The organism is Microbacterium sp. MMO-113 (assembly GCF_037148555.1).
Lineage (GTDB): Bacteria > Actinomycetota > Actinomycetes > Actinomycetales > Microbacteriaceae > Microbacterium.
Map to the genome: position 1 here is coordinate 16,065 of NZ_JBBCTD010000004.1, position 14,322 is coordinate 30,386.

The window sequence follows — 14,322 nt, forward strand, 5'->3', positions numbered from 1 at the left end:
TCCTAGTTCAACGCGCCAGATCGACGGATGATCGGCGCATAATCCTTGTCGCTCTTTGCGCGATTACAGCGCGAGTGACTGGCTGCTTTGTTATCCAAGGTGTCCGCTCCACCATTGGCGATCGCGACTATATGGTCAACGACGAAACACATCGGATCAGGCCACCGCAGCGCGAAATCAATGGGCTCTCCGCATATGTGACATGCCGGCTTTGATCGTGCTATCCGTGCCCGATGCCTCTTCTGTAGCGCTGAACTTCGCCCTTCACGCACTCAAATCACCCCCAGAACGCCTCATGAGCGGTGTCAAACCCTTGGAAAAAAAATGCCAGGGAGAGACGATCCCAATGCCCGGAGACGGAACCAGAGCGGCCCCAGGGGGAGGGGATGGGTGGGTCGATTGGTTGTTGGATCTGATGTACTCATCTGTGGCCCTCCTTCAAAGGACAAGAGGGCTCCACGCGATGGATGCGTGAAGCCCTCTGTGATTTGTTGTCGTTCGGTTGTCTCAGTGCACGACGCCAGTGATGTAGTTGACGCGCTTCGGTCGGGCCTCTGCGTCGTGCCTGGCCGCTCGCTCTTCGCGTTCGCGGGCGAGTCGTTCGATGCGCTCGCGGATCGTGTCTGCGTCGATGGCGAGGTTGAGGTCACATCCGGCGACGGTCATCTGCCATCCGTCGTTGAGTCGTCGCACCTTTTCCCAGGTGTCGATGTTTGAGTCAGTCCATCGCGTGACATGCTCCGCTTCGCTTGTGCCGGCGAAGCTGGTGAGCGCGTTAAGGCCGATCCATCCGCGGTCGATGACTCGGACCAGGCGTCGGGCTTCCTGGGCTTCCTGGTGGGCCTGTACGGCCACGGGCCCGAGCTGGAAGATGGTGGTGGTGTCCTCGAGGTTGGTGTTCCCGAGGATGTCGTGTGCGTTCTTGAGGGTGCGTCCGGCCTGGTCGAATGCCTTCTTGAACGTCTTGAGGATGTCCCCGTGGATCTTCTTGACGTCGGTGATTGCTCGCTGATTGACGGCGACGACGGCTGCGTACTCGATGTCGCCGGTCGCGAGCGCGGTGCTGAGGACTGCGCGAAACACGTCTCGGTCTTCGTACGGGTCGCGTTCATCGAGGACGGCGTTCGCCCACGCGGCGGCAAGGGCGCCGTATCCCTGCGCTTCCTGCCGAACCTCTCGCACCTTCGCGGTGATGCGCTGTTGGTCGTCGATGGCAGTGGAGAGTGCAGTGGGCATCTTTCCTCCCACGGCTTTGATCGCATTGACGATGAACGTCAGGTTGGGGTCTCGCATGTTGCTCATGTGTGTACTGCCTCTCAATAGTTCTCTTCGATTCGCGGTCCGTGGATGAGTTGCCGAGCAAACTCGCGCATATCTCTGTCCTCGGGGTGGGGAGCGTCAACGTGGCGACCCTCGCGTGGTGCGACGTTCCTGCGCTCGAGCGGTCGTGCGTTGAAGCCGGCGAGGAGGTTGGCCTGTGCCAACAACACCTCCTCGGTGGTGCCGGTCATGAGGAGGTCGCGGTCGGCGTCATCGATGCCCTTCTCGGCTGCGAGCTGGTCGCGGTAGGCGGTGATGTCGTCCGTCATCTGATGCCCTTCATGATGTTGCTGGGAAGCAGCGGCACCGCGGCCGATTGCTTCCTGAATGCCTGGATCGTGACCGTCTGCGCGTATGCGTTCCCTTCGTCACGAGGAAGGGAACCATGGTCGGGGCAAGCGGCGATTGCCCTCCTCGCCCTGTGGAAAAGCTCGTTAGTCATGGGTGCTCATCTCTGTTCGTTGAATCTTGGGAAAGACAGTGCAATGGGGCTCGTGCTGTTCCTGTCGAACCCAAGCCCCAGAGCCGGTGCGAAACCACCTGACCCACGGCCAGCACGTGCGGCACTCGGCCGGGATGATCGTCAGTGGGCGATTCACCGGACACCACCAATCACGTTCCCGGGAGCATCAGCACTCCCCCACTCATCACCAGGAATCGGGGCTGTATCCCAGTCGAAGACCTCACCCGACTGCTCGTTCGCAAATGGCTCGTCTCCGCTGAAACGGACACCCCCTGTATTCCCTGCCTGCCTGTCCTGCCTTGCCTGTGCAGTCCCCTGGGACACGTCCCCCGGGACATCCCCCGGGACATCCCCCTTTGAAGCCCTCTGCCTCGCCTTCTTCTCTCGCTCGCGACGACGGTTGTTCTCCAACGTCTCGAACTCAGCTCTGCTGGTCTGAGTGGCTTGATAGTCGGCCATCAACCACGCGTTGCCGTCCTGCCGCCATAGGCCGGCTGCGACGATCCCCTTTACGCTGTTTCTGTTGAAGCGGGGGATGAAGTCGAGGTCGTCTGCCGTGACTCGTCCGTCCGTGCGGTTCTCCACCATCCACGCCCCAGCGCAGACAAAAGCCTTGAAGTCGTCACCGGTCAAACCCATAACGCGACGGTCGTTCAACCATCGGCCGGTAAATCGGAAGTCGCTCATCCCTCCTCCTTTCTGTGTTCAGTTGGGCACTGCCCCTCACCAGGCCGGCGGTGAGGGGCAGTGGGTCTAGCGCTCGATGCGATCGAAGCTCAGCCCGCCCGCGCGGATCAGCTCGGCTTCGAGTAGGTCGTCCGCGATGGCGAACAGGTCCGGCCGCGAGTTGCGTGCCTGCATCTCGGTCGTTGTCATGGCAGCAACCTTTCGTAGATGCTCTGGCACCGCGGGCATGTTCTTGCACCGCGGGCAGCCACTGACCCGCCTCCCTGCGAGGAGAGGACTTCGGTTGACCCGCAGAGAGCTCTAGCGGGTTCACCGTTTACCAGGCTGGCGATGATCGCCGACTTGGGAACCCAGTGATTCACCACATCGTCCTGCTGCGACGTTGTTGCTGTGGGACGTGTGATCGTCTGGGCGTTCACTGCTCCCGCTCCCGAAGCGCTTCCTCGGTCGCCGCATCTCGCTTCAACAACCTGGGTTCGCCTTTCAACAACAACGCTGCGGCAACCAGGTCTTCGGCCACGTCGATCGCCCAACGCGCCACGTCCGGGTCTTGGTCGGCTCGAAGTTCGTCACGGATATAGATGTTCGGCACTCCGTTGTCGTAGAGCTCGACGCGGCCGTCCGGGCGGAGGCGTCCCCCGCCGTAGAGCTCGACATCCCGGATCGTCCGAGAGAAGGAGAAGACAGTTCCCTCCACCTCGTCTTCGATGTCCAGGAACTCGAGTTCCTCTGTCCACGAGGGCGCTGCTGCTGACACCTCAGGGTGCGCCCGGAGGAAGGCGGCCGAGTATTCCTCCCAGCCGGGGTCGCGGCGGGTTGGGGGTGGAGTTGCCGCTTTGCTCTCCACCCCCGCTGCCAACAAGGTGCGGTTGGTGCGCGAATCTGCTTTACTGGTGTTACCAGTCATTTCGAATCTCCTTCGTTTGACTACTTGGCTCAGATCCGGTTGCCGCCGGTCTGGGCCTTCTTTTTGTTTCAGGCGGGCACGCGCATGTCGGTGCGCGTGTGCACGTTCTCGTCGAGGTGAGCAAGGACATCCGCTTTGCGGTACCTCACGCGCCCTCCGAGCTTGATGAATCGCGGCCCCTTGCCGAGGTAGCGGTCATTCGCCAGGCTTGCCGTCGAAACCTGCAGGAACTCTGCAAGTTGCTCCGGTGTTAGAAGCTCGTCCATCGAGCCCTCCTTTCGTGGGTTTTCTGATTAGAGCTCCCTGTTTCGGTGAGCCCTGAAGTCTGTTTGTCCCGCTGCCTCGCGGTCACCACGCCTGCCAAACGGCCAGTGCTAACGAGTACCCAATGCGGCGATCTTTAGTTGTCTCCCCCGCCGTAGGCGCCCTGTGGCTCAGGGGGCTGGCGAGGGATTGAGTTGTGCTTGCGTAGCCAAGATACCAGGTTGGGTAACTACGGCGCAAGTCACATCGCTCCTGCTCATGATCCATCGTGGCAAGGGAGGTCACGCCTAGACTGCTCGCATGACACAACGCCCTAGCGACGGGTTCGGCGCGCGGCTGGCCTACTACCGCAAGCTGTCGGGCTTGAGCGCCGAACGTCTAAGCCAGAGAGTGCCCATCTCCCGGGCCGTTATCTCGAACATCGAGAACGGTCGCAAACGGGACATCACGATCGACGAGATGCTTGCGCTTGCGTGGGCGCTGGACATCCCGCCAGTCGCCCTTGCACTCCCGCTTGAGCAACCGAACGTCTTCATAGAAACCGCGCGCGGTGAGGCCCGAACCGAATCGGCAAGGGCGCACTCTGCCATTGATTGGTTCATCACCGGCAAGAAACCGGGGAGTGCCGCGTCACCTCAGCAAATGATCGCGATGACTCGACTTCGAATGCTGCGGGATTACTACTCGAGCCGTAGTCAGCTGACTCGCGCTGAGACGGCGATCTCCAAGGGTGACCAATCCGCGAACTGGGCAGCGATCGTCGAGGAACAGAAGAGTCGGCTCCGCGATCTGACCGAGGAACTAACCGGGCTCGGCATCGACCTCACCTACTACAAGATCGATGAGACCGGCCTTCCCGATGGCGACGATTGAGGCGTACTCGGCGGGCGGAAGGACGCTCTACCGGGTGCGATATCGGACACCCGACCGAAAGCAGACGTCTAAGCGGGGCTTCAAGACCAAACGTGATGCTCGAGAGTTCCTGCACAGCATCGAATCGTCGAAGAGTCAGGGCACGTTCATCGACGCCGCCGACAGCAAGGCGCTGGTGGCCGCCCTCGGGGCAGATTGGCTCGCCGGACAGTCACACCTCAAACCTTCGTCTCTGAGGCCCGTAGAGAGCGCGTGGCGGCTGTATGTCGAGCCTCGGTGGGGTCGTCGAAGCGTGGGCAGCATTCGACACAGCGATGTACAGGCATGGGTGAGCGAGTTGACGGCCGGGCTCTCCGCGACGTCCGTGCTGCGCATCTATGGGGTGCTCGCGGGCATCCTGGACGTGGCCGTGAAGGATCGCCGCCTGCAATCGAATCCAGCGCGCGGGGTGAACCTCCCCCGCAAGAGTGCCGCCGGCAAGACATACCTGACGCACGAGCAGGCCGCGTTGCTCGCCCGGTGCGCTGGCCAACATGCTCTCCTCGTCGATGTGCTCGCGTACACGGGGCTCCGGTGGGGTGAGGCGACCGCACTGAGGGTCCGCGATATCGACGTCGTTAGGCGGCGTTTGAACGTCACGGAGAACGCGGTGATGGTGGGATCGAAGATCCATGTCGGTACACCCAAGACGCACGAGTCCCGGTGGGTGCCGTATCCCGCCTTCGTGGCCGACCGCCTGCAGTCGATCGTCGCGTCACGGCCTTCCCTCGACTCGCTCGCCTTCGGCGACGGTTTCGACCACCTGCGTCTTCCCAACTCGCGCGATGGCTGGTTCGCCGCCGCGGTCAAGCGCGCCCAGGCCGAGGATCCAACCTTCCCCCGCGTCACCCCGCACGGGCTGCGACACACGGCTGCCTCCCTGGCTGTATCGGCTGGCGCCAACGTGAAGGCCGTTCAGCGGATGCTCGGTCACGCCTCCGCAGCGATGACGCTGGACGTCTACATCGACCTGTTTGACGACGATCTGAACGCTGTTGCCGACGCTCTCGATCAGGCTCGGTCCAAGGTGAATGTGTCCACTGAGGTGTCCACGGACTAGCGCCGGAAACAGAAAAAGCCCCGCGATCCCAGTGTTTCCAACGGGATGCGGGGCTTCTATTCTGGCGGTGACGGTGGGATTTGAACCCACGGTAGGGGGTTACCCTACACAACTTTTCGAGAGTTGCACCTTCGGCCGCTCGGACACGTCACCGCGGATCAGTTTACGACACCGGGGCCGAGCGCGCGAATCGGCGGGTCACCAGGCGGTGGCGACCTCGGCGTGGGCGCGGAGGATGCCCTTCGTGGATCCGGCGGGGGCACGCCCGATGCCGCACTCCGTGGCGACGCCGAACTCCGGCGCGAACGGGACGGCCGCGGCGATCCGGCGACGCGCACCCTCCGCGCCGTCCTCCCGGTGCACGAGGCCGAGGTAGAGCTCCTCGACCGGGGTGAGCGCGGCGAGTGGGGCGAAGTAGGCCTCGTCGTCGTGACCGATCGGCACGGGAAGGTGCAGCCAGGTGAGCGGGCGATGGGCCGCGGTGATGACCGCATTGGCGTAGCGGACGAGGGAGCCGGCGTCGGTCGGCTCGAAGAAGTGCTTCTCCCACGCGTCGCCGTAGCAGAGGTGCACGCCCACCTCCACGCCGTCCGGGACGGCGTCGACGAGGCCGGCCAGACGCGAGACGAGTCCGTCGAACGGGTCACCGGGCCACCACGCCGCCATGACGGCGCCGTAGCCGGAGGCCCCCTCGATGATGCCCATCTCGCTCGCGACGTCCCACTGCACCGCGAGGTCGTCGTGGGGGATCGCTGCGAGGATCTCGTCGAGCTCGCGGAGCATCGCGGCGGTGTACACGGGCTCGATCGCGGCCCGGTCGTCGCCGTGGAAGAAGGAGGAGATGACGGCGAGCGGGGTGGGCAGCGACACCTGGAACCGGGTGCCCGCCGGGATGGCCCCCTCCTCACGCAGCCGGGCGAAGAGCCCGTACGACTCGATCGCGGCCGAGGCGTACCCCAGCGGAGGCAGTGCGATCGTCGCCGGGTCCACGCCCTCGGCGATCCGGAGACCCCGTGCGTCGATGCCGGCGGGGAACGGGATGGGCTCGTCGCCGATCCGCTCGATGCCGTCCGCCTGGCCGATGACGTCGGGCTGGAACATGATCCAGTGGAACCGCTTGCCCACCTCGCCGTCCGGGATGCGGCGCAACCGGTCGCCGAGCAGCTCCGCCGCCGTGCGCATCGTGGTCTCGGCGTCGTCGAAGTTCACACTGCCCACGAGAAGGGCACCCTGGGGCTGCGTCATGGCCTCAGGATATCCCTCGCCGACCCACCCCCTTCCGGCCGAGCCACCCCGCTGCGTGCGGGCGGAAGGGGGTGGGACACACGCAAGGGGGTGGGTCGGCGAGGGGAGGTCGGGATTAGGATTGCCTAAGAACCCGCCGCCTCCGGGGGCAGAACGACGGGAAGGATGCAAGCAGCATGGGATTCATCACGTCTGCGGCGCTCGCCGAGACCGGATACGTGGTCCTCGACGACGAGACCACCCCGGTGGACCCGTCCGAGTGGCGGGACCTCGAGTACGTCGGCTGGCGCTCCTCCGGCATCACCCGCTTCGCGCCCCTGACGAGCTACGCGGGCGACATCGACTGCAACGGCTTCTGGAACCACACGCCGCCGCGCACCGACAAGGACGGCGTCTGGATTCCCTCACAGGTCGCGATCGCCCCGACCCTGCAGCGCCGCGCCCTGGCCCCGGGCGCCGGCGTCGGCCGCTGCCGGGTCATCGAGCTCCAGCCGAACGACTACGCCGACGCGATCTACAACCTGCACCAGGACGACAACAACCGCCTCAACGAGCCGGGCACGGGCTGGGTGGTCCGCGGGTATTACAACCTCACCGATGACACCGACTCGATGCTCATCCTCCGCTCCGACCGCTTCGACCCGGCCACCGAGGTCCGGCTGCCGCTGCGCGCCGGCTCCCGGATCATCGTCGACACGCAGCGCTTCTGGCATGCCGTGTGGCATCGCGGGACAGGGCCCCGGTATGCGCTCATCACCTCCTGGACCAGCGGCCTTGAGCTCGACGCATACATCGCCGCGCACCACGGCGACCCGCATCCGCCGACGGTCGACCTCGACCCGCGTGTGGTGGACGAGGCCCAGGTCGAGATGCACCGCCGGATCGAGGAGCGCCGTCGCGCGTTCGAGGCGCAGGGCATCGTGATGGAGCCGCCCGCCGACATGAACCTCGTCGGCTGAGGCTCAGACCGTCCGGCCGCCCTCGATCCGCACGACCCGGTCGACCGTCCCCGCGGGCGGCGCCACGTGCGAGATGAGCAGCACCGACTGCTCCCCCGTCGCCTGCAGCAGGTCGCGCAGGAGAGCGTCCGAGGCCTCGGGGTCGACGCCCGCCGTCGGCTCGTCCAGCACGAGCACCGGGAAGCCACGGAGCAGCGCGCGAGCCAGAGCGATCCGCTGCGCCTGACCGCCGGACACCAGCGCACCGCGGTCGCCCACCCGCGCATCGAGCCCTCCGCGCTCGCGCACCCACGCCGCGAGTCCCACACGGTCGAGCACGGCGAGGAGTTCTTCGTCGGTGGCCGTGTCCCTGGCGAAGAGGAGGTTCTGCCGCACGTCCTCGTCGAAGAGCTGCGGCTGCTGCTCGCACAGACCGACGATGCGCCGCAGTGACGACCCGGACAGGGCGGCCGCGTCCAGGTCTCCGATCCGATACTCGCCGTTCACGTGGAGGAACCCGACGAGCGCGGCCGCCAGCGAGCTCTTGCCCGCCCCGCTCGCCCCGGAGACGAGCACCCGCTCGCCGGGCGCGAGGTCGAGGTCGATGCCGGTCAGTGCCGGCGCGCCGCCGGGCCAGTGCGCCGTGGCTCCCCGCAGCGTGAGCGCGGGCACGCCGTCGACCGCGACGTCCTGCCCCGCGTCGGTCCGCAGCTCCGGCGGCATCCGTTCGGGCAGCACGCCCACGATGCGCTCCGCGCTCGCACGGACGCTCCGCCACGAGGCTGCCGCGATCGGAACGGCACCGAACACCTCGAACACGACCATCGGCACGAGCACCGCGACCGCGAGCCACGGGGCGTCGATGACTCCGGTGGCGAGGCCAGGGGCCGCCACCGCGAGTGCCCAGACGGATGCGACCCCTGCCATGAGCGAGACCACTCCGGCCGCGACGGCCTGTGCGAGCGACGCCCGACCGACGACCCGACGCAGGGCGGCATCCGCCACGCGGATCCGCTCTCGGGCCTGTGACTCCGCGCCGAACGCGAGCAGAACATCGAGGCTGCCGAAGTAGTCGACGAGGGCGGCGGACACCTCGGCCCGCCGTGCCGAGACCGCGGCCTCCGCACGGGAGCCGAAGATCCAGCCGAGCCCGACGGCGGCGAGCGCGGCGACGAGGAGGCAGACGGCGAGGGTCAGCGCGGCGGGCGGCGACACGAAGGCGAGGAAGCCGACGGCCCCCAGGGCGACCACGCCCGAGACGGCGAGCGGCTGCACGACCCGGAGCGGGAGGTTCTGCAGGTTCTCCACGTCGTCGACGAGAGCCGCGAGCACCTGGCCCCGGTCCGTCGCGCCGAGCCCCGCCGGCGAGAGCGGGATGAGGCGGCGCACCATGTCGGACCGGGTCGTGGCGAGCTGTCGGAGGGCGGCGTCGTGACCGCTGAGCCGCTCGAGGTACCGCGTGACGGCTCGGGTCACGGCGAAGAACCGCACCCCGACGACCGCGATGGACAGCGGCACGAGGGAGTCGACGATCGACGCGCTCACGATCAGCCAGCCGCTCACCGCGAGGAGGCTCACGGCGGCGGCCGCCGACAGCACGCCCCAGATCAGCCCGGGGAGGAAGCGGCGGAACGGCGGCTGCGCGAGCCGGAGCACCTCCCGGACCCGGTCGCTGCGGGTCGTCTCGTTCATGCGCTCACCCCCAGCGCCACGATCCGGTCGGCGATGCCCCTGGCCGAGCGGCGGTGCGAGACGAGCAGGACGGTGGCGCCGGCATCCGCCCGTGCGCGCAGCGACCGCCACAGCCGCTCCTCGGTGTCGGCGTCGAGGGCGCTGGAGGGTTCATCGAGAGCGAGCAGCCTCCCGGGCATTCCGTCGTGGCGGTACAGCGCCCTGGCCACCGCGACGCGCTGCACCTGACCCCCCGACAGCCCGGCGCCCTGCACACCCAGCACACGGTCGGCCTCGATCCCCTCGGCGCAGGCGGCATCCAGAGCGCTCCGCACACGGGCGAGGTCGGGAGCGGCATCCCCGAGGGCGACGTTCTCCGCGACCGTGCCGCGCATCAGCCCCGGCGTCTGCCCGGCCCAGGCGAGCCAGTCGGACGGTGCGAGCTCGGCGATGTCCCGTCCGCCCCAGGTCGCCGTGCCCGTGGACTCCACCGCCCCGCGGAGGGCGGCGAGCAGACTCGACTTCCCGGAGCCGCTCGGCCCCTCGATCAGGGTCACCGACCCGGGCTCCGCGACGAAGGACACCGGCGGAAGGTCTCGCACGCGGAGTCCCTCGACCACGAGTTCCCGCCCCGCCGGCACGACGTCGGCCCGGCTGCCGGACGAGTCCACGGGGTTCGGTCGTGCATCCGTGCCGGGGTCGTGCGGGCGCACGCCGCCCCGGTCCCGGTCACGCGCGGCATCGAGCACGTCGAACACGTCTTCCGTGGCCGCGACACCCTCGGCCGCCGCGTGGAACTGCACGCCCACCTGACGGATGGGGAGGAAGGCCTCCGGGGCGAGCAGCAGCACGAAGAGCCCGACCTCCAGACTCAGGTCACCCGACAGCAGGCGGAACCCGACCGCGACCGCGATGAGCGCGACCGCGAGCGACGACAGCAGCTCCATCGCGAATCCGGAGAGGAACGAGAACCGCAGCACCTTCATGGTCTCGCGGCGGTACTCGTCGGCGGTCACCTCGATGCGGTCGGCCGCCCGACGGTCCCGGCCGAACAGCCGCAGCGTCGACAGCCCCTGCACCGTGTCCGCGAAGCGGGCGGCGAGGTGCTGCAGGGTCTGCCACTGCTTCTTCTGCACCGTGCGGGTCGCGATGCCGATGAGGATGAGGAACAGCGGGATGAGCGGCAGGGTGATGACGGCGGTGAGTCCGCTCGGCCAGTCCTGCCACCACATGACCGCGACGAGCACCGGCGTCGCGATGACGGTGAGCACGAGCTGCGGGATGTACCGGGCGAAGTACGCATCCAGGGCTTCCAGGCCGTGACCGGCGGTGACGGCGACCTGGGTCTGGTTGCGCTGTGCGAGCCAGCCCGGGCCGAGACGCCCGACGGCCGCGACGAGCGCCGCGCGCAGTTGCATCCCGGTCCGGGCGGCGGCCTGGGTGCCTGCGGCGTCGGACGCCGCGATGAGCAGACCCCGCAGGAGCGCGGTCCCGAGCAGCCAGAGCAGGGTCGCCGTGACGTCGCGCCCCGCGATGGCGCCCACGACCGCCTCGGTGAGGAGCCAGGCGAAGGCGATCGTCACCGCGGTCTGGAGGATGCCGATCGCGGCCGACGCCAGGAGGAACCCCCGGGCGGCGGCCGCGTATCGGAGCAGCCTCGGATCGACGGGTTTCACGCGTGCGCCGGAGCCCCCTCGATCGACCGGCGGGTGACGCGCTTGCGGAACACCCAGTAGGTCCAGGTCTGGTACGCGATGACCAGCGGGAGTGCGATCAGCGCGGTCCAGCTCATGATCTGCAGCGTATACGGGGTGCTGGACGCGTTGGCGATCGTGAGGCTGTACGCCGGGTCGATGGTCGACGGCATGACGAACGGGAACAGGGCGGAGAACAGCATGACGACGGCGAACATGACCGTGAGCATTCCGGCGAAGAACGCCCACCCGTCGCGACGGACGAGCGAGAAGCCGACCGCCGCGATCAGGCTGACCGCCGCGAGCGCACCGGCGCCGATGACCAGCCAGAGCAGCGGGGCCTCGCGGCCCATCGCGATCGCGACCGTCCAGATCACCGTCGCGGCGGCGCCGAGGATCGTCGGGATGGCCGCCTTCTTCGCGAGCTTCTGTGCATCCTCGTGCACCTGACCGTCCGTCTTCAGCGCGACGAACAGCACGCCGTGCAGGAAGAAGAGCAGCAGGGTCGTCACACCGACCAGCAGCGCGTACGGGTTGAGCAGCGAGAAGAAGCCGCCGACGTAGATGTGGTTCTCATCGATCGCCACCCCCTGCACGATGTTGCCGAAGGCGACGCCCCAGAGCAGCGCAGGGACGACCGAGCCGATCACGATCATCCGGTCGAAGCCCTGCTTCCACTTCCGGCTCTCCCGCTGATGGCGGTACTCGAACGAGACGCCGCGGAGGATGAGCGCGAGCAGGATGAGCAGCAGCGGCAGGTAGAACCCGCTGAACAGCGTGGCGTACCACTCGGGGAACGAGGCGAAGAGCGACGCCCCGGCCACGATGACCCACGTCTCGTTGAGGTCCCACACGGGACCGATCGTGTTGATGACCTGTCGGCGGGACACGTCGTTCTTGCCGAGGAACGGCAGCGACATGCCGACACCGAAGTCGAACCCGTCGAGGACGAAGTAGCCGACGAACAGGAAGGCGACCACCCAGAACCAGATCGTTGCGAGATCCATGATGCTCGTTCCTCTCAGTACACGACCGACGGCAGCTGAGCCGTCTCCTCATGGGGCTGTTCGTCGGTGTCCGGCCCCTTCTGGGCGGCCTTGACGATAAGCCGGACCTCGACCACGGCCAGCGTGGCGTAGATCGCGGTGAAGGCGATCAGCGAGATCAGGACCTCAAGCCCGCTCACACCGGGCGAGACGCCGTCGCGGGTGGACATCAGGCCGAACACGATCCAGGGCTGTCGACCCATCTCGGTGAACACCCAGCCCATGATGTTGGCGGCGAGCGCGAGCGGGAACGACCAGATCGCGATCTTCCACATCCACGGCGCGACCGGCTTCGTGGCCTTCTTGCGGGTGACCCAGAGGCCGACGACGGCGACGAGGGCGGCGGCCATGCCGAGGCCGATCATCCAGCGGAACGACCAGTACGTGATCCACAGGACGGGGGCGAAGTCGGTGAGGCCCGTGCTCGCATAGGTCTGGGCGTACTCGGCGTTCAGGTCGTTGATGCCGTGCACACAGGCGTCGAGCGTGTGGGTCGACAGCAGCGACAGCAGATACGGCACCCGGATCGAGAACAGCTCCGAGCTGCCGTCCGGCGTGCCCAGCGTGAAGAGGCTGAAGGAGGCATCGGCGCCGCAGACGGTGTTGAACGTCGCCTCGGCGGCGGCCATCTTCATCGGCTGCGCCGCGTACATCGCCAGGCCCAGCTGGTCGCCGGTGAGCACGACGCCCGCGGTGGAGAAGATCATCGCCCAGAGGCCGAACTTCAGCGAGATGCGCATCGTGTCGAAGTGCTGCCCGCGCGCCAGGTGCCAGGCAGACACCGAGATGACGACACCGGCGGCGAACATGAGTGCGCCGAAGATGGTGTGCGGGAACGCGGCGAGGGCGACGGGGTTGGTCAGCAGCGCCCAGAAGTCGGTGAGCTCGGCGCGGTTGGTCACCTCGTTGTACGTGTAGCCGACCGGGTTCTGCATGAACGCGTTGGCGGCGATGATGAAGTACGCCGACAGGATGCTGCCGATCGAGACGCACCAGATGGTGGCCAGGTGGATCTTCTGCGGGAGCTTGTCCCAGCCGAAGATCCAGAGGCCGATGAAGGTCGCCTCGAAGAAGAACGCCAGCAGCCCCTCGAAGGCGAGCGGGGCGCCGAAGACGTCGCCGACGAAGCGGGAGTAGTCCGACCAGTTCATGCCGAACTGGAACTCCTGCACGATGCCGGTGACGACCCCCATCGCGAAGTTGATGAGGAAGATCTTGCCGAAGAAGCGGGTGAGGTGCAGATACTGCACCTTGCCCGTTCGCACCCACGCGGTCTGGAAGATGGCGGAGACGAGCGCCATGCCGATCGTCAGTGGGACGAAGAGGTAGTGGTAGACGGTCGTCAGGCCGAACTGCCATCGGGCCAGGGCGAGCGGATCAAGCCATTCCATGAGCGACTCCCGTTCTGTTCGACGTCTGCGCGGCGGTGTCGCGCAGCTGCACGGTGCATTCGGAGGGGAGCGCAGCCTCGCGCACGCACTCGGCTTCGAGCGGACCCCCCGCTTCTGCAAGGATGCCCTGCATCAGCCCGAGATGCACCTGGCACAGCATCGGGCGGTCCTCCGGCCGGCCGGCCGCGTGCGGGCACGGGCTCAGATCGACGGTCAGACCGCGGTCGTCCACGACCGGCTCGAAGCCGCTCTCCTCCAGGTGCTCGACGAGCGCGTCGAGCTGGTAGGTGGCGTCCTTGCCGAGGGCGGTCCCGGTACCGGGGAGGACGCTGCGGAGGAGGTCGCCGCGACGGGCGGCGGCTTTGGCCTTGTTCCGCGCGACCGGGCTGGAGGCATCCGGCGCACCCGTGGCAGCGCGGTACAGCGTGCGCGGGCGACCGCGCGTGGTGCGGTGCTCCACGGTCGGGATGACGTAGCCGCCCTCGATGAGCCGCTGCAGGTGCTCGCGCACCGTGTTCGGGTGGAGGCCGGTGGCCTCGCACAGATCGCCGATCGCGAGTTCCCCGGAGGCACCGGAGTGCCCGGCCTCGAAGAGGAGGTGCAGGATGCGCACCCGGGAGTAGCTGGAGATCGGCCCGCAGACGGACCCGCCGTTGGACATGTCTCAATTATCGGCCGGGGTCGGTGCCCGGTGGGGGAACCGGGCCGTGAATAATCGCCCGGT

General features: G+C 67.3%; 17 protein-coding genes and 1 tRNA gene. 3 read left to right on the forward strand and 15 right to left on the reverse strand.

Going from position 1 to position 14,322, the window contains the following annotated elements:
- Window positions 1-2: 2 nt before the first annotated feature.
- The 8 genes from WFJ36_RS17160 to WFJ36_RS13790 all read right to left on the reverse strand — a co-directional run bounded on the left by WFJ36_RS17160 (window position 3) and on the right by WFJ36_RS13790 (window position 3,643).
- Window positions 3-272 (reverse strand): HNH endonuclease, encoded by a 270-nt coding sequence (locus WFJ36_RS17160; RefSeq protein WP_442927870.1) that lies wholly within the window; start codon window positions 270-272, stop codon window positions 3-5.
- A 235-nt stretch (window positions 273-507) separates the two neighbouring features.
- A complete protein-coding gene (locus tag WFJ36_RS13765) occupies window positions 508-1,302 on the reverse strand; it encodes a hypothetical protein (protein WP_336643496.1) in 795 nt (264 codons plus the stop codon).
- A 14-nt stretch (window positions 1,303-1,316) separates the two neighbouring features.
- Entirely contained in the window at window positions 1,317-1,589 is a 273-nt protein-coding gene (locus tag WFJ36_RS13770; protein WP_336643497.1) for a hypothetical protein, read from the reverse strand.
- Window positions 1,590-1,915: 326 nt separating this feature from the next.
- The gene (locus WFJ36_RS13775; RefSeq protein ID WP_336643498.1) at window positions 1,916-2,470 is read right to left on the reverse strand and encodes a hypothetical protein; all 555 of its coding nucleotides are present in this window, start codon (window positions 2,468-2,470) and stop codon (window positions 1,916-1,918) included.
- A gap of 66 nt (window positions 2,471-2,536) precedes the next feature.
- Entirely contained in the window at window positions 2,537-2,659 is a 123-nt protein-coding gene (locus WFJ36_RS13780) for a hypothetical protein (RefSeq protein WP_336643499.1), read from the reverse strand.
- Window positions 2,656-2,889, reverse strand: coding sequence for a DUF3039 domain-containing protein (locus WFJ36_RS17165; protein WP_442927871.1), 234 nt, complete (start codon window positions 2,887-2,889; stop codon window positions 2,656-2,658). The genes WFJ36_RS13780 and WFJ36_RS17165 overlap by 4 nt, the downstream gene beginning before the upstream one ends.
- Window positions 2,886-3,377, reverse strand: a complete 492-nt coding sequence (locus WFJ36_RS13785) for a hypothetical protein (protein WP_336643500.1) — start codon at window positions 3,375-3,377, stop codon at window positions 2,886-2,888. Before WFJ36_RS13785 ends, WFJ36_RS17165 begins: the two co-directional genes overlap by 4 nt.
- 68 nt (window positions 3,378-3,445) lie before the next feature.
- Complete coding sequence (locus WFJ36_RS13790; protein WP_336643501.1) at window positions 3,446-3,643, reverse strand: helix-turn-helix transcriptional regulator; 198 nt, start codon at window positions 3,641-3,643, stop codon at window positions 3,446-3,448.
- Between the two features lie 298 nt (window positions 3,644-3,941).
- Here WFJ36_RS13790 and WFJ36_RS13795 point away from each other — a divergent pair, with 298 nt between their 5' ends.
- Both WFJ36_RS13795 and WFJ36_RS13800 read left to right on the forward strand, forming a co-directional pair.
- Window positions 3,942-4,514 carry a helix-turn-helix domain-containing protein gene (locus tag WFJ36_RS13795; protein ID WP_336643502.1) on the forward strand — a complete coding sequence of 191 codons (573 nt, stop codon included), beginning with the start codon at window positions 3,942-3,944 and terminating at the stop codon, window positions 4,512-4,514.
- Window positions 4,501-5,613: a site-specific integrase gene (locus WFJ36_RS13800; RefSeq protein WP_336643503.1), complete on the forward strand. Its 1,113-nt coding sequence runs from the start codon at window positions 4,501-4,503 to the stop codon at window positions 5,611-5,613. The genes WFJ36_RS13795 and WFJ36_RS13800 overlap by 14 nt, the downstream gene beginning before the upstream one ends.
- 62 nt (window positions 5,614-5,675) lie before the next feature.
- On the opposite strand, the gene WFJ36_RS13805 is transcribed toward WFJ36_RS13800, so the two are convergent.
- Window positions 5,676-5,766, reverse strand: a tRNA-Ser gene (locus WFJ36_RS13805).
- Window positions 5,767-5,811: 45 nt separating this feature from the next.
- Entirely contained in the window at window positions 5,812-6,858 is a 1,047-nt protein-coding gene (locus WFJ36_RS13810) for a hypothetical protein (RefSeq protein WP_336643504.1), read from the reverse strand.
- Window positions 6,859-7,034: 176 nt separating this feature from the next.
- Between WFJ36_RS13810 and WFJ36_RS13815 the strand changes: the two genes are divergently transcribed.
- Entirely contained in the window at window positions 7,035-7,817 is a 783-nt protein-coding gene (locus WFJ36_RS13815; protein ID WP_336643505.1) for a hypothetical protein, read from the forward strand.
- Window positions 7,818-7,820: 3 nt separating this feature from the next.
- Here WFJ36_RS13815 and cydC read toward each other — a convergent pair whose 3' ends face one another.
- The 5 genes from cydC to WFJ36_RS13840 are packed head-to-tail and all read right to left on the reverse strand — an operon-like array spanning window position 7,821 to window position 14,259.
- Window positions 7,821-9,488: a thiol reductant ABC exporter subunit CydC gene (cydC, locus tag WFJ36_RS13820; RefSeq protein ID WP_336643506.1), complete on the reverse strand. Its 1,668-nt coding sequence runs from the start codon at window positions 9,486-9,488 to the stop codon at window positions 7,821-7,823.
- Window positions 9,485-11,143, reverse strand: coding sequence for a thiol reductant ABC exporter subunit CydD (gene cydD, locus WFJ36_RS13825; protein WP_336643507.1), 1,659 nt, complete (start codon window positions 11,141-11,143; stop codon window positions 9,485-9,487). Before cydD ends, cydC begins: the two co-directional genes overlap by 4 nt.
- The gene (gene cydB / locus WFJ36_RS13830) at window positions 11,140-12,168 is read right to left on the reverse strand and encodes a cytochrome d ubiquinol oxidase subunit II (protein WP_071329955.1); all 1,029 of its coding nucleotides are present in this window, start codon (window positions 12,166-12,168) and stop codon (window positions 11,140-11,142) included. The genes cydD and cydB overlap by 4 nt, the downstream gene beginning before the upstream one ends.
- Window positions 12,169-12,182: 14 nt before the next feature.
- Complete coding sequence (locus tag WFJ36_RS13835; protein ID WP_336643508.1) at window positions 12,183-13,598, reverse strand: cytochrome ubiquinol oxidase subunit I; 1,416 nt, start codon at window positions 13,596-13,598, stop codon at window positions 12,183-12,185.
- On the reverse strand, window positions 13,585-14,259 hold the full coding sequence (locus tag WFJ36_RS13840; RefSeq protein WP_071329953.1) for a helix-turn-helix transcriptional regulator: 675 nt from the start codon (window positions 14,257-14,259) through the stop codon (window positions 13,585-13,587). The genes WFJ36_RS13835 and WFJ36_RS13840 overlap by 14 nt, the downstream gene beginning before the upstream one ends.
- Between the last annotated feature and the right edge of the window lie 63 nt (window positions 14,260-14,322).

Bases quoted from the DNA above. Each gene is read 5' to 3' on its own strand.
- WFJ36_RS13770 (WP_336643497.1), bottom strand. From the start codon at position 1,589: ATGACGGACGACATCACCGCCTACCGCGACCAGCTCGCAGCCGAGAAG.
- WFJ36_RS13785 (WP_336643500.1), bottom strand. From the start codon at position 3,377: ATGACTGGTAACACCAGTAAAGCAGATTCGCGCACCAACCGCACCTTG.
- WFJ36_RS13840 (WP_071329953.1), bottom strand. From the start codon at position 14,259: ATGTCCAACGGCGGGTCCGTCTGCGGGCCGATCTCCAGCTACTCCCGG.
- WFJ36_RS13775 (WP_336643498.1), bottom strand. From the start codon at position 2,470: ATGAGCGACTTCCGATTTACCGGCCGATGGTTGAACGACCGTCGCGTT.
- WFJ36_RS13815 (WP_336643505.1), top strand. From the start codon at position 7,035: ATGGGATTCATCACGTCTGCGGCGCTCGCCGAGACCGGATACGTGGTC.
- WFJ36_RS13765 (WP_336643496.1), bottom strand. From the start codon at position 1,302: ATGAGCAACATGCGAGACCCCAACCTGACGTTCATCGTCAATGCGATC.
- cydB (WP_071329955.1), bottom strand. From the start codon at position 12,168: ATGGATCTCGCAACGATCTGGTTCTGGGTGGTCGCCTTCCTGTTCGTC.
- WFJ36_RS13835 (WP_336643508.1), bottom strand. From the start codon at position 13,598: ATGGAATGGCTTGATCCGCTCGCCCTGGCCCGATGGCAGTTCGGCCTG.
- WFJ36_RS13800 (WP_336643503.1), top strand. From the start codon at position 4,501: ATGGCGACGATTGAGGCGTACTCGGCGGGCGGAAGGACGCTCTACCGG.
- WFJ36_RS13790 (WP_336643501.1), bottom strand. From the start codon at position 3,643: ATGGACGAGCTTCTAACACCGGAGCAACTTGCAGAGTTCCTGCAGGTT.
- WFJ36_RS13780 (WP_336643499.1), bottom strand. From the start codon at position 2,659: ATGACAACGACCGAGATGCAGGCACGCAACTCGCGGCCGGACCTGTTC.
- WFJ36_RS13810 (WP_336643504.1), bottom strand. From the start codon at position 6,858: ATGACGCAGCCCCAGGGTGCCCTTCTCGTGGGCAGTGTGAACTTCGAC.
- cydC (WP_336643506.1), bottom strand. From the start codon at position 9,488: ATGAACGAGACGACCCGCAGCGACCGGGTCCGGGAGGTGCTCCGGCTC.
- WFJ36_RS13795 (WP_336643502.1), top strand. From the start codon at position 3,942: ATGACACAACGCCCTAGCGACGGGTTCGGCGCGCGGCTGGCCTACTAC.